Origin of the sequence: Paenibacillus odorifer, from assembly GCF_000758725.1 — a bacterium.
GTDB classification, from domain to species: domain Bacteria; phylum Bacillota; class Bacilli; order Paenibacillales; family Paenibacillaceae; genus Paenibacillus_AQ; species Paenibacillus_AQ odorifer.
Genome location: NZ_CP009428.1, coordinates 1,193,464 through 1,206,328 on the forward strand (window position 1 = coordinate 1,193,464; position 12,865 = coordinate 1,206,328).

At 46.7% G+C, this 12,865-nt stretch carries 12 protein-coding genes; 4 read left to right on the top strand and 8 right to left on the bottom strand.

Features of this window, described 5'->3' with window-relative positions; all coding sequences use genetic code 11:
* Positions 1 to 109 precede the first annotated feature (109 nt).
* A complete protein-coding gene (locus tag PODO_RS05065) occupies positions 110 to 697 on the top strand; it encodes a histidine phosphatase family protein (RefSeq protein WP_038568983.1) in 588 nt (195 codons plus the stop codon).
* Between the two features lie 77 nt (positions 698 to 774).
* Positions 775 to 1,593, top strand: a complete 819-nt coding sequence (locus PODO_RS05070) for a GGDEF domain-containing protein (protein ID WP_080742411.1) — start codon at positions 775 to 777, stop codon at positions 1,591 to 1,593.
* 65 nt (positions 1,594 to 1,658) lie between these two features.
* Here PODO_RS05070 and PODO_RS05075 read toward each other — a convergent pair whose 3' ends face one another.
* From PODO_RS05075 to PODO_RS05105, 7 genes are all read right to left on the bottom strand, one after another.
* Complete coding sequence (locus PODO_RS05075; RefSeq protein WP_036680370.1) at positions 1,659 to 2,891, bottom strand: SLC45 family MFS transporter; 1,233 nt, start codon at positions 2,889 to 2,891, stop codon at positions 1,659 to 1,661.
* 4 nt (positions 2,892 to 2,895) lie between these two features.
* On the bottom strand, positions 2,896 to 3,633 hold the full coding sequence (locus tag PODO_RS05080) for a glycerophosphodiester phosphodiesterase (protein ID WP_036680373.1): 738 nt from the start codon (positions 3,631 to 3,633) through the stop codon (positions 2,896 to 2,898).
* A gap of 102 nt (positions 3,634 to 3,735) precedes the next feature.
* Positions 3,736 to 4,602, bottom strand: a complete 867-nt coding sequence (locus tag PODO_RS05085; protein ID WP_036680376.1) for an STM4011 family radical SAM protein — start codon at positions 4,600 to 4,602, stop codon at positions 3,736 to 3,738.
* Entirely contained in the window at positions 4,599 to 5,948 is a 1,350-nt protein-coding gene (locus tag PODO_RS05090) for an STM4012 family radical SAM protein (RefSeq protein ID WP_038568985.1), read from the bottom strand. The genes PODO_RS05085 and PODO_RS05090 overlap by 4 nt, the downstream gene beginning before the upstream one ends.
* 32 nt (positions 5,949 to 5,980) lie before the next feature.
* Positions 5,981 to 6,763 carry an STM4013/SEN3800 family hydrolase gene (locus tag PODO_RS05095; RefSeq protein ID WP_038568987.1) on the bottom strand — a complete coding sequence of 261 codons (783 nt, stop codon included), beginning with the start codon at positions 6,761 to 6,763 and terminating at the stop codon, positions 5,981 to 5,983.
* The gene (locus tag PODO_RS05100; protein ID WP_244886425.1) at positions 6,763 to 8,100 is read right to left on the bottom strand and encodes an STM4014 family protein; all 1,338 of its coding nucleotides are present in this window, start codon (positions 8,098 to 8,100) and stop codon (positions 6,763 to 6,765) included. The genes PODO_RS05095 and PODO_RS05100 overlap by 1 nt, the downstream gene beginning before the upstream one ends.
* Positions 8,060 to 8,905 carry an STM4015 family protein gene (locus PODO_RS05105; RefSeq protein WP_038568990.1) on the bottom strand — a complete coding sequence of 282 codons (846 nt, stop codon included), beginning with the start codon at positions 8,903 to 8,905 and terminating at the stop codon, positions 8,060 to 8,062. The genes PODO_RS05100 and PODO_RS05105 overlap by 41 nt, the downstream gene beginning before the upstream one ends.
* Before the next feature lie 169 nt (positions 8,906 to 9,074).
* On the opposite strand from PODO_RS05105, the gene PODO_RS05110 reads away from it, so the two are divergent.
* Together PODO_RS05110 and PODO_RS05115 are read left to right on the top strand one after the other, a co-directional pair.
* Positions 9,075 to 10,550, top strand: coding sequence for an amidase family protein (locus PODO_RS05110; protein ID WP_038568992.1), 1,476 nt, complete (start codon positions 9,075 to 9,077; stop codon positions 10,548 to 10,550).
* 36 nt (positions 10,551 to 10,586) lie between these two features.
* Positions 10,587 to 11,117, top strand: a complete 531-nt coding sequence (locus PODO_RS05115) for an NAD(+) diphosphatase (protein WP_038568994.1) — start codon at positions 10,587 to 10,589, stop codon at positions 11,115 to 11,117.
* Positions 11,118 to 11,164: 47 nt separating this feature from the next.
* Here the strand turns inward: PODO_RS05115 and PODO_RS05120 are convergent, their stop codons facing one another.
* A complete protein-coding gene (locus PODO_RS05120) occupies positions 11,165 to 12,853 on the bottom strand; it encodes a glycoside hydrolase family 13 protein (RefSeq protein WP_038568996.1) in 1,689 nt (562 codons plus the stop codon).
* Positions 12,854 to 12,865: the final 12 nt, after the last annotated feature.

Consider the following 12,865-nt stretch of genomic DNA (forward strand, 5'->3'; position numbering starts at 1 on the left):
ATATTAGCACTGAAGTAGCACTGAAATTAGCACTATAACTAGCACTATAACTAGCACTACAACCAGTATCACAACTGCCACTAGACTCATTAGCTAAAAGGAGATTTTTATGACTACAATAGGTTTAATTCGCCATGGAAGTACCGCGTGGAATAAAGAAGGCAGAGTGCAAGGGCATACGGATAATTCATTGGATGCTGAAGGCCTGCAACAGGCACAACTACTGGCTGAACGTCTTAGCACAGAACAATGGGATTACATATATTCAAGTGATTTACTCAGAGCGCGGCAAACGGCAGAGGTTATTGCAGAAAGATTAGGCCTTGAGATCACGGGTTTAGCGCCGGGCATTCGAGAGATGTATGCGGGACTTATTGAAGGAACTACGCAGCAAGAGCGGATTGAACGATGGGGAACCGATTGGAAGACGTTAGATTTGGGTTTGGAAACTCCAGAAGCCAGCGAGCTCAGAGGCAGCGAAGTGATTGAAGAAATTGCGGCGAGACATCCAGGCAGCCATATTCTGATCGTTAGCCATGGTGCAATTTTACGCAGTAGCCTTAGAAGACTACTTCCAGAACTGGACGGCACAGTATTATTGAACAATACGTCAATTACGCGAATAACAAAATCCGAATCGGATGGCTCCTGGAACTGCGAGTTATATAATTGTGCGCGGCATTTGGAGAAAGAGTAAGTGTTCAGATAATGTTCAGAGCTTTTTTATATATTGGTATCGCAGTACAGTAAGCTAATTATTTGTAGTTCAGAAGGATGTGCGAATTAAAGGTGGTAGAGGTTCAGATTTATTTACAAACGTTAATGTCCATTATCATCGCAGGAGTTGTAGGTTATTTAGTATTGAGATTTTACCGGGATGTTGCTAGTAAGGAATCAAAACAAAGAGCGGTTTACACGGGCCTTTCCATTATAACTATCGTCGTTGGATTGTGGGCAATGCATCAGTTAGGCAAAAAATCCTTAGAAGAAACTATAGAGGTCAATGGGGGGATTTTCACTCCGTTATTGATATACGCGCTTACGATAGCTGTTTTAATGTTTTTGCTTACACGGCTGAACCTTGTTTTGGCGGAAAGAGAGCAGCTTAAGGAACTTGCCTATAAGGATGGCTTAACGGGGCTGTTAAACAAGAATGGAATGGATCACTTTTGGGATCGCTGCAAAGTAAATGAGCAACTAGCCGTATTGTTTATGGATTTGAACCGTTTCAAATCAATTAATGACAGCTTAGGACATCATGTGGGCGATTTACTGCTGCAAGAGGTGGGAGGAAGGTTAAGTCAATTCTCCAGCAAAAGAAAACGCCATATTTTCCGCATAGGCGGTGATGAATTTGTGATCGTAGCTAAAGGCTGCAATCAGAAGGAAGCGGAGCAGTTAGCGGTGCAGATTCTGGAGAAGACGACCAGACATTATCAGCTGGGAGAGCACAACCTCTTTGTATCTGCGAGCATAGGCATCAGCATTAGTCATGGCAAGGTGGATCATTTCAGGCTGCTGCATGAAGCAGATACAGCGATGTACACCGCCAAACAGCTCGGGACAGGTCGTTATTCAGTTTTTAAAAATTAGTTTGTTAAATGTAAAATATAAGCGTCAGCCTTGGACATAAATAGATGTCTAAGGCTGACGCTTTTTTAGGCTCCCGGTGTGTGAAACTTGTGGGGTACTTGCTTGCGTCCCTTCATCAAGAAAAGGCAGAGCAGGGCAACCGCCATACTAATCGCTGCTACATAGAACAGGATGGAGTAATCAAAAATATCAATCATTAGCCCCAGCAAAGGAGGCGAGCTGATCGCTGCCAGTGAAGAGACCAAATAATACATCCCTGTTCGAGTACCAATACTTTCCTCAGTCCCCGTAGCAACAACATAAGGATAAGAGTTGATGTTGATACAAGCCCAGAAGATTCCTCCTGTCAGGAGCAACGCTCGAAGCACCAGCAGGTCCTGTGCAAACCCAACAAGCGCAAAGACCGTCATCAGGCCACATACGCCGACGATAATGATCTTCTTTTTCCCGAATCGCCCACCCAGCCAACCGCTCGGAATAGCGAACAGCACAAAGGCAAGGGAGAAAAAGGTAAGGGAGAAGGAGGCTGCTTGTTCACTGAGGCCCAGATGGTTTTTACCATACAACGTGAATAAGGTTTCGACCCCTTGATAAGCTACAAACCAGAAGAAAATCGCTGCCAGTAGAAATACTGTAGTACGATCCAGCTGGCCGCGAAAGGAGACTCTGGAAGGCTTAACTATCGTCGCAGAAGGGCTCCCCGCTGTATCGGATAGAAGCGTAGGGCTTATATTCACACCATCCCGTTTTTCTTTGATGAAGCGCGATACGATAAACAGACATAACAGGGTAATCAGTCCAGCAACGAGAAACGGCAGCGCAGGATTTGATTTATAGAGGATCGAACCCACGCCGAAAGCCAGAATTGATCCGAATCCACCCATGAAATTAATTAGTCCGTTAGCCTTTGTACGCTGCTCTTCAGGTGTTATGTCGGGCATGAGAGCGACGGTAGGGGAACGGTATAAACTCATGGCTAAATTCATCAGCATCATAAATAAAAGCAGTGTAAATAGTCCGGTATGAAACGGAATCAGCATAGTCAGCACGGCAGCGAAGGGCATACCGATCATAAGATAAGGCATTCTGCGTCCAAAACGCGAGGTCGTGCGGTCACTCCGATTGCCGATCCAAGGCTGCAAGAATAAGGCGAAGTAATTATCAATCGTCATCATGAAGCTGATTAGGGCTACACTATGTACATATTTTTCGAGGAAAAAAGGTACAAATGCGTTATACAGACTCCATGTAATGCTGATGCTGAAAAAGCCGAATCCGAGCAGCCAGACTTTTTTCACACCATCACACTCCCTTGTCAGCCAGAAGTCCAGCCAACAGGTCTGGATGATCGGTAATAATGCCTGATACACCAGCTTCAATTAAATATTTCATCCGCTCGGGATCGTTAACGGTCCAAGGATGGTAGGCGACGCCATGCTTTGCAGCTTCTTCGACGAATTCAGGCAGTACCGCAAAATGATACGCATGCAACGCGGTCGCTCCAAGCGTAGCTGCATAATCCCAAGGACGATACAGACCTTCCCCGTAGAGAATTCCTGTTCTGATCTCCGGTGCCAGCGACTGACAGTAAGCTAGTGAATAATGGTTGAAGCTCGAAAAAATGACGCGATCGCTCATCTTGAAATCCCGTACGGCCGCGATCACTTTTTCCTCCATGCCCGGATATAAAAAAGTGCCATTTTTAAGCTCGATATTTAGTATGGTATCTCTACCTTGCAGCAGATCTAATAAATCCTCCAGCAATGGAAGGCGCTCATCTTTGAATTCAGGTCCGAACCATGAGCCTGCGTCCACTTCCAGCAATTCTGCGAGTGAATGATCCTTCACATAGCCGGTTCCGCTTGTCGTGCGGTTTAGAGTTTCATCATGAATGAGGACTAGGCCGCCATCCTTGGTCATTTGTACATCAGTTTCTATTCCAGTTGCACCCAGCTCAAGACCTTTGCGGAATGCTGCCATAGTATTTTCTGGACACACTGCCGACGCTCCACGATGCGCAAAATTAATGATGTTGTTCATAAGTTATTGTCCCTCCAACTTTAGTGTTTGCTATGCCCCTATAGATGGGGGCTACTTGTCATATTCCACAGAGAGTAAAGAAACCCTGTCTGGAATTTTAATTCAGTTGTTCATAGCGCCATAAGGGATTCGTTCCAAAAGTCCAGCTTCATAGATGCTCCGCAGCTTCAGCTCGGGCATATGAATATAACCGATATAACAATCGCATACCTTCATGCGGCAGCTTCTAACCGCAGAGAGACCTTCGAGCCCATCACGGTAAAGATTGCCTATGACACCTCTGTCCTTATAGCAGCGTTTCACAAGCCCAGCGCCCTGTACATAAAAAACATCTTTTCCTGCATTGCAGGCTTGGCCAAGGCTTTCATAATCCATAGCATTTACAGAAAAATGTGGATCAATCTCGCTAAGGAAGGCAAAATCCTCAGCTGTATAATAATCCGGTTTATCTTTGTAAGCATTGACCCATAAGTACACGTTCTCTGGTAATGCAGAGCGAAGTGAAGCTATAGCTGAAAAAGCGCTGCGTATTCCAACGCTTCCCACACTAAACGGAACGTCGTTCTCGTATAAAGTCATACATTGCGCCAGAAATTTATCCTCCCGCACTTGTCCGGGGTGGTAGGTGGCCCAAAAGGCCACTTTTTTACGATTCAGCTGGGAGATGAAATCCAGGTTGGCAGAAAGGTTGGTCTGAATCGCTACCTTCTCTACATGGTCCATATTGGAGAGCGCAATCATTGCTTCTTTGTACCAGCGATGAATCAGCCCTTCGCCATAGGGATTAAAAAATATAGAAAGCCGATGACCTGCCGCACCTTGCTCAGACGCCCATGCTACAAAGGCCTCCAACCCCTGGCGGTCCTTGGCGAGCGTAGCTGCGCTGTCTCTTGTTTTGCCAAAAGGACAATAGGGGCAATCATAGTTGCAGGACGTGAGGGAGCCGCGGTAGTAGAGGACCGCATTCATGGCAATACGAACCTTTCCATCTGCTCTCGGATCTCCCCAGAAATAAACCAATCCCCAATCGAATCAGAGTAACCCATCCCTTCGGTGGTAAGACGCAGGATGCCATCTCCCTCCTGCCCAAGACCGGAATGAAGCAGGTTGGACAGCTCAGGATAATCACTCCAGAGTGATTGATCGAAACGCTGGCTGTAATCTTCAAGCTTCAGCCCTTCGCTATGTAGAATCGCCTTCAGAATAAAGCGGCGTTTCTGTTCTTCAAGACTCAGCACAATTCCGTAATCCGCAGTATCGTAACGATCCGTCGCAATGTAATCAGCAATAATGCTCTCGGTTGCTTTACGGCTTACCCCATAACGGGAAGCGTAATGCACATGGCGGGTGTAGGATCTGGCTCCGCAGCCCAAGCCGACCATTCCTTCTTCTTGGCAGCTATAATCGAGAATGGGTTTAGCTGTTCCTGCGTCTTCCTTGGCGAAACGACGCATGGAGTATTGGCGATATCCTCTCGCTCTAAGCAGCTGCCCAGCGGCTTTGTAGCAATCTAGGCGAATATCGTCCTGACGCTGGATATCACCAGGCTTCACAATCGTATGCTCTCGGGTGTAGAGCGGATAGATGAAAATTTCCTCTGGCTCAAAGCTGATCGCTTGATTGAGCGAATATAGCCAAGAGTCGACCGTCTGCCCCGGAAGCCCGTAGATCAGATCTAAATTTAATATGGGAAAATCATATTTCCCCAGCAGCTCTAGTGCCCGATACACCTCATCCGGATTTTGTGGGCGATAGATGGCCGCCGATTCAGCAGCGACAAAACTTTGGATGCCCATGCTGACCCGATCCACCGTATATTCTTTTAGAATATTCAACTTCTCTTCGGTAATCGTCTCCGGTGAAGTTTCCACTGAGATGGAGGCTGTATTTGTATCCAGTCCCATCGTATCAACGGCAATGTGGAACAAGCGGCGGAGCTGATCTGCTGCCAGCAGGGTGGGAGTTCCGCCGCCGATCGCAAAGCGCGCATAAGGTTTATGTCTGGTGAATTCCGCCCATTGCTTTGCTTGGCGTTCCAGTGCATCCACGTATGTGGCATGAACATTTGCGCGTTTATCAGGCAGGGTAAATAGGTTGCAGAATCCGCAGCGTGCGCCACAAAACGGAATATGCATATATAGAAAGAAAGATTCCGCAGGCTCATCACGCCAGAGTGTTTCTAGCGGCATCGGAGGCTGCAAATCCCTGTAAGCCGTTTTGTGTGGATAGGAATACAGATAAGAACGGTAAGGGTGGGCAGTAATGCTGTTTTTCCACTTATGAAGCTCTTCTAAAGAGAAGGACGATAACGTCATATCAGTTCTCCATCCTTTCCTTGGTATAAATATTATAAAATAAACTCCCGATAAGGGACGTTCCATACCGTCTCGTGGGCTAGGCGATGCCCCTGATAGCCATCTTCCCCATAAGCGGTTCCATGATCTGAAAAAGCCAGGCAGAAGACCGGATTGCCGCGTTCCCGGAACGCATCGAACAACCGGCCCAGTTCACCGTCCACATAACGAAGAGCGGCGCGCTGGCTGTCTACGGAGTCTTTTTTAGCACCAGGTACAAAATAATGATTTGGTCCGTGAATGGCAGAGACGTTGAGGAACATAAACAATCTTTGCTCGCTAGGAGTATCCTTTAGCAGCTTCAAGGCATGGTTCACCTGATGCTCTGTGGAACGCGGATTGGTCACACCGAAGGTCATCCGCCAGTAGCTTTGCTGGAAATAGCTTGGCAACACACGAGCGAGTGGATTTTTTTTGGTGAAAAAAATAACACCTCCAATACAAACCGTACGATAGCCCTCAGCAGCAAGTCCTGACACGATATCCGGCGTATCGAACAGCCATGTATGGGGATGCGTCTTCATTCCGGTGTTTCGGGAATGGAACATGCGGATATGCTCGGTTTTATCCGTTGTGGCTGGAGTTGGCAAGAAGCCGCCGAAAAAAGCGTGATGGGCCGCATAAGTAAAGCTGCCGGGAGTATGTCTTTTCTCCCAGGGTCCCGTTCCGCACAGGTTCGGGCAGTTCGCTTCCTCCATAGTAGCTGCATCGTATCGAAGGGTATCGAGTGTGATCATTAGAATGTCATGGGTGCCAACGATAGTGTTCATATCCATTAAGAGGATCCTTCCTTTATAAGCGGTGTTGAGGGATGAGTAATATAGTCTCTGGCGGTCAATACCTTCATTTCCCATTCGTAGGTGCTGCAGCCACGGTATTTCACATCGTACAGCAAATCGCCAAAAGGATTAACATCGGCGACAAAACACTGCTGCGATCCTCCAGATATCAGCACGTCTATCCCGGCAACTCCAGAACGGGGAAATGCCGCCAGCGCTTGCAACGCGGTATTTCGTACCTGCTCCTGTATGAATTCTGATAGACCGGCTTCCGAAGGAGACATCCGCTGGCTGCGTAAATGCAGATTCGTAATTGGGGTGGAACTTACACGAGCAATTGCATGACAGGCTTCGCGGAGAACCACGAGCTGGCGGATATCGAAGGCTTTGCCGTTATGGCCGATCTTAGGAATCCATTGCTCGGCATAACCACCATGTCGATAAATCCAGTTAATAATGCCGGAGATCGTAGCGGTATCTGTGTACCGCCGCAGTTTACCGGAATTATAGTAAATGGGTGGTCGGGTGATATAATTCTCGACCCCCACTGTAGTTAAGGCAACTTCGGCACCTGTAACGGGATGGAGCTGATAGGCGATCACCCCGGAAGCGGCAGAGCCGAAGGCTAGCTTGATGAATACCCGGTGCATTCGCCGGGATATCATCATCTCACGGAGAGAGGCATAGTCCGTAGGCTGCTGTTCCACGCCTAATGGACGAGGAATAGTGATGCCTGCCTCACTTAGAATCTGTTGTGTCCGACGTTTATCGGTCATGGCCGCAATGTCTGCGGGGTCATTTAACCATAGCGAACCTGAACAAACCTCTTTGGCTTCGCGCTGTAGTCTAGCCAGCATGCGGCAATAACCGCGGAACCATTGCGAAGGATGATGCAGGACACCCTGCATCTCCTTCAATTGATGAGCTACCTTCACACGGAGTGGGCGCGGATCAGGTCTTTCAGCGTAGGGATGCAGCGAATCGTCAACATCAACGGCATCAGGTGCGCCAAGAGCGATTAAGGCACGTTCTACTTCAAAGCTGCTTCCAGGCGATTCCAATCTCAGCAGCGGGGGAGCCGCACTGAGATCTATTCCGTTATAAACAGCCGGCTGGCTGGATAACTGCTGCTTCTGCACTTCCAGCAGATCACCTAACGATTGACCTTGCAGGAACTCAGCATACGATAAAATGATGGCGGGTGGCATTCCGAGATCGGAACGCGCTTGCTGAATGCCGCTAGTTCGTTTATCTCCGGGAATACCAATAACGATCATTGGCCGCATGAGGGGCTCATTCTGTGATGGAAGGATAACGCCAGTCTTCCTCATCATCGCTTTCCTGCTTGTCGCTGACATCGACAGGCAATCCACTCTTTTGCCAGCGGCTGATCATCTCGTCAGACATATAATGATGGCTTAGGTTCAATGCCTTTAGTCCCTTGATTCTCTCGCTGGCTAGAAGCAACTCAGCCCCCTCGTCGCTGAGGGTACCTAGAGACAGATCTAGCGTATCCAACTGATCCAGAATTGGAGCATTTGCTACTGCACCGGCGATTTCATCTTGTATTTCGCTATTTTTTAATCCCAGATAGGTAAGTTTAGGGAACTTTCCTACTTCTAAAAGAGGTAGAATATCTGCGAGGCTTCCGTCAAAGCCGTAGTTATCTACGCCAAGATATAGTTCCAGCTTACGCAAATTCGGCAATTGGCTGGCTGCAATATTTTCAAGCACGGTTTTACTCAAGCCACCAGTGATAATAATTAGCTTTTCTAACTTGTCATGTTTTAGCTCTGAGAGGCTTAGCTCATTTCCACCTTGAATGGTGAGTGATTGTAATTCTGGAAAGGCAGGCAACAGCGGTGATAGATCGCTTTGGGTAATCCAAGAAATCTCGCACTCCTCATAACCCATCTCACCAATAAAAAGCTTGCGTAAAGCAGGGAAGCTTGCACTATGCGTAACCAGCGCATCCACAACCTCATCGGAGCTATTCTCGTAGGCTTGCCCCCAATCACCAATAATTAGGCTGGTTAGTGACGCACTTTCAGCGCTGCTGCTTAACTTCTCAATTGCTTTGCCAATTCTTTGACCTTCTTCGAATTCGTCGTATCCGATGCTAAGCTTTACTTCCGTCATGGGTGTTCCCTCCCGGAAAAATTTAACTTCGAAAATACCCTATCATCTGTAGCCGAGGGAGTCAAATAGCTGAATATAACTATAGTTAAACTCTCCATATTATTGAGGTGAAATTTTGTGGTAGGTTTATACTAGAGGCATTTTTATTTTTTTGGAAGGAGTTATTCGTATGAAGAATAAACTTCAGGAATGGATTATTGAGACGGATATAATTAAAATGCAAGAGGCTCTGGAAGCAGGTTTAATCAACTCAGAGGATATAGTTCAAGTGTATTTGGAGCGGATCCATAAATACGATATAGACATAAACTCTATTTTAGAAATAAATCCAGAGGTTATACAAATCGCGCGAGCACTCGATAAAGAACGAGCAGAAAAAGGGAGCCGGGGGAGCCTGCACGGTATTCCTATTGTATTGAAGGATAATATAGACACCGCGGATAAGATGCATACGAGTGCCGGTTCTGTAGCTTTAGCTGGATCAATTGCGGCAAAAGATTCATTTGTAGCGGCCAAGCTTCGATTGGCGGGGGCTATTTTACTTGGGAAGGCGAATATGTCGGAATGGTCTAATTTTATGTCTAGTACAATGCCTGCGGGATATAGCTCGCGGGGAGGGCTTGTACTGAATCCGTATGGACCTGGGACGGTATTTGTCAGTGGTTCCAGCTCTGGGCCTGCGGCAGCCGTAGCAGCGAATCTGGCAGCAGCAGCGATCGGAACGGAAACCGCAGGATCTATTATCGGTCCAGCCAGCCAACATGCTCTTGTCGGAATCAAACCTACGGTGGGATTAGTCAGCCGTACTGGAGTCATTCCCATTTCAGTAAGTCAGGATACCCCTGGGCCTATTGCTAGAACGGTTACAGATGCGGCAATTATTTTAGGGGCATTAACCGGAGTGGACGCCAACGATTCAGCAACATTTTCAAGCAAAAAATACGCTTATACAGACTATACTTCAAGTTTAGATAAAAGCTTTATACGACAAGCAAGAATAGGTATTCCACGGCATTATTATAAGCATTTAGACACTGAGAGGCTTGCAATTATGGAAGCAGCTATCTTGACCTTGAAGAACGAAGGGGCTACCATTATAGATCCTGTCACAGTACATGTTGAACAACAGAATTGGAATAATGATGTGATTTGTTATGAATTTAAAAAAGGGCTCAACCAGTATTTAGCACAAGTAGATGAATCCGTTCCGATTCACTCTTTGCAGGAATTGATAGCCTATAATGAAAGACATGCTGAGATTGCCTTGCAATATGGACAAGACACTCTGACAAGATCAGAAGAAATAACATTAACTGAAGAGGTCTATGAAGAGAAGAGACAAGAATACAAGGAATTAGCGCTTGAGCAAGGAATAGATTATGTGTTGGAACAATATAGTTTAGACGCGTTATTGCTGCCTGGTGATGTAGATGGCATGTATATTGCGGCACGCTTAGGTTATCCATTAGTTACCGTTCCGGCGGGATATGTATCTCAAGGCATTATTGATGCGGATGGGGATTCGACCAGGGGGCCTTTTGGTGTTGTTTTTTCCGGAAAAGCTTATAGCGAGCCTACGCTCATAGCCTTAGCATACGGGTTTGAACAAGCTACGTATCACCGGATTCCTCCTCAATTGGAGTAGAATTAGGCTAACTTAGAATAGAAGGAAGCGATCAGTTTGAAGTATTGCCTGGAATGTGGGACTGCGTTAGTAATGAAAGAAGCCGATGGGGAAGGGCAGGTACCTTATTGTAATGCATGTGAAATGTTCCGATTCCCTATTTTCAGCACGGCGATTAGTACAGCAGTATTAAACAGGGAGAAAAACAAGATTTTATTAATTCAGCAATATAATCGGCCAGACTACATATTACTCGCAGGATACGTGAACAAAGGTGAAGATGCGGAAACGACTCTCGTACGTGAGGTAAAAGAAGAGGTAGGACTTGATATTGTCGCTTATGAATATATGCGCAGCTTGTACTTCGCACCATCCAATACGCTAATGCTGAATTTTATAGGTGTTGCAGATTCGGAGGACTTGAGCCAGGTGAGTACTGAGGTTGATCATGCTGAATGGTTTACCTTGGAAGAAGCCGCCAGAGCGATTAAAAAGAACAGCCTAGCCGAAACCTTCTTACTGGCGATTATTGAGAAATTGAACGCGGGACAGGTACAGGTCAATCCGGTAGCTGTTGGAGGAAATTAAAAAGGAGCCATGAGGCTCCTTTTTGTTGTTTCCATGCAAGGGGGGAATTATTTAAGCTTATACACACGAGCTTCATAAGGGCGAAGCTGAATTGTGTTTAGTTCTTCTTCTGGATTTACTTCGTAGTTGGCAATAAGCAGTTCCTTCGTTTGGAATTTCACAGTAGAAGGAAGTTCGAAGGTCGCGGGCACTCCGAAGAAATTCAATACAACCAGTAGCTGTTCTTCTCCAAGAGTACGCAGATAAGCATAGATCTGCTCGTTCTCTTCAGCCAAGATCGTATAGCTACCATATACGATAATTTCATGCTGCTTGCGTAGCTCAATAAGTCTCTTATAATAGTAAAAAATAGAATCAGGATCAGCCAGCGCCTGCTCCACATTAATTTCCTTGTAATTAGGATTTACGGCTATCCAAGGAGAGCCCGTCGTGAAGCCTGCCTGCGGCTCGGCGTTCCATTGCATTGGCGTACGGCCATTGTCCCGGCCTTTAATGTAAATGGAGTTCATGATAGCTTCTTCCGAATGTCCGGCAGCCAAGTATTCTTTATACATATTCAGGATTTCAATATCTTTGTAATCGTTGATGGAATTAAACTGTACATTCGTCATGCCGATTTCTTCGCCTTGATAGATGTAAGGTGTGCCTTGGAGCGTGTGCAGCAGTGTTGCGAGCATCTTGGCAGACTCTTTCGGATATAGCTTATCATCTCCGAAGCGGGATAACATACGCGGCTGATCGTGGTTGTTCATATACAGACTGTTCCAACCTTTACCGTCCAGCGCGACTTGCCATTTGGAAATGATGGACTTGATGTCCGCCAGCTTCCAAGGCTGCACATTCCATTTGCCTCCAGGTCCGGAATCGACGTCCATGAGCTCGAAATGGAATACCATGTTAAGCTCGTTGCGATCCTCGGAAACATACAGTGAAGCTTCTTCTGGAGTGACATTAACGGCTTCGCCCACTGTCATGATATCGTACTTGGACAGGACCTCACGGTTCATTTCCTGCATATACTCATGTACGCGTGGTCCGTTAACGAAATAGTCTCCTCCGAAGTGGTACGTAGGCTGTTCTCCGTTATTTTCTGGGGCAACGCTAGGTAATTCCGGTACTTTGGAAATCAAGTTGATTACATCCATGCGGAATCCGTCAATACCCTTGTCCAGCCACCAGGTCATCATATCGTAGACTTCCTGGCGCAGCTTAGGATTATCCCAATTCAGGTCGGGTTGCTTTCTCGAGAAGAGATGGAGGTAATATTCCTCCGACTTCTCATCGAATTCCCAAGCCGAACCGCTGAAGAAGGAGCCCCAGTCGTTAGGCGTCTGTCCGTCCTGGCCCGGCCGCCAGATATAATAATCACGATAAGGATTATCCTGCGATTTGCGGGACTCCACGAACCAAGCGTGCTCATCAGAGGAGTGGTTGACCACGAGATCCATAATCAGCTTCATGCCGCGGCTGTGAAGTCCAGCTAGCAGTTCCTCCCAATCAGAGAGTGTTCCGAAATCATCCATAATACTTTGATAGTTACTGATATCATAGCCGTTATCGTCGTTTGGCGACTCATATACCGGGCATAACCAGACTACGTCGACGCCAAGCTGATTTAAATAATCGAGTTTCGAGATAATGCCCTGCAGATCACCGATGCCGTCCCCGTTACTGTCTTTGAAGCTGCGGGGGTAGATTTGATAAACTACGCTTTCTTTCCACCATTTCTTATCCATGTATAACTCTCC

Bases quoted from the DNA above. Each gene is read 5' to 3' on its own strand.
- PODO_RS05085 (WP_036680376.1), bottom strand. From the start codon at position 4,602: ATGAATGCGGTCCTCTACTACCGCGGCTCCCTCACGTCCTGCAACTAT.
- PODO_RS05070 (WP_080742411.1), top strand. From the start codon at position 775: ATGTGCGAATTAAAGGTGGTAGAGGTTCAGATTTATTTACAAACGTTA.
- PODO_RS05105 (WP_038568990.1), bottom strand. From the start codon at position 8,905: ATGACGGAAGTAAAGCTTAGCATCGGATACGACGAATTCGAAGAAGGT.
- PODO_RS05065 (WP_038568983.1), top strand. From the start codon at position 110: ATGACTACAATAGGTTTAATTCGCCATGGAAGTACCGCGTGGAATAAA.
- PODO_RS05090 (WP_038568985.1), bottom strand. From the start codon at position 5,948: ATGACGTTATCGTCCTTCTCTTTAGAAGAGCTTCATAAGTGGAAAAAC.
- PODO_RS05120 (WP_038568996.1), bottom strand. From the start codon at position 12,853: ATGGATAAGAAATGGTGGAAAGAAAGCGTAGTTTATCAAATCTACCCC.
- PODO_RS05080 (WP_036680373.1), bottom strand. From the start codon at position 3,633: ATGAACAACATCATTAATTTTGCGCATCGTGGAGCGTCGGCAGTGTGT.
- PODO_RS05100 (WP_244886425.1), bottom strand. From the start codon at position 8,100: ATGATGAGGAAGACTGGCGTTATCCTTCCATCACAGAATGAGCCCCTC.
- PODO_RS05110 (WP_038568992.1), top strand. From the start codon at position 9,075: ATGAAGAATAAACTTCAGGAATGGATTATTGAGACGGATATAATTAAA.
- PODO_RS05095 (WP_038568987.1), bottom strand. From the start codon at position 6,763: ATGGATATGAACACTATCGTTGGCACCCATGACATTCTAATGATCACA.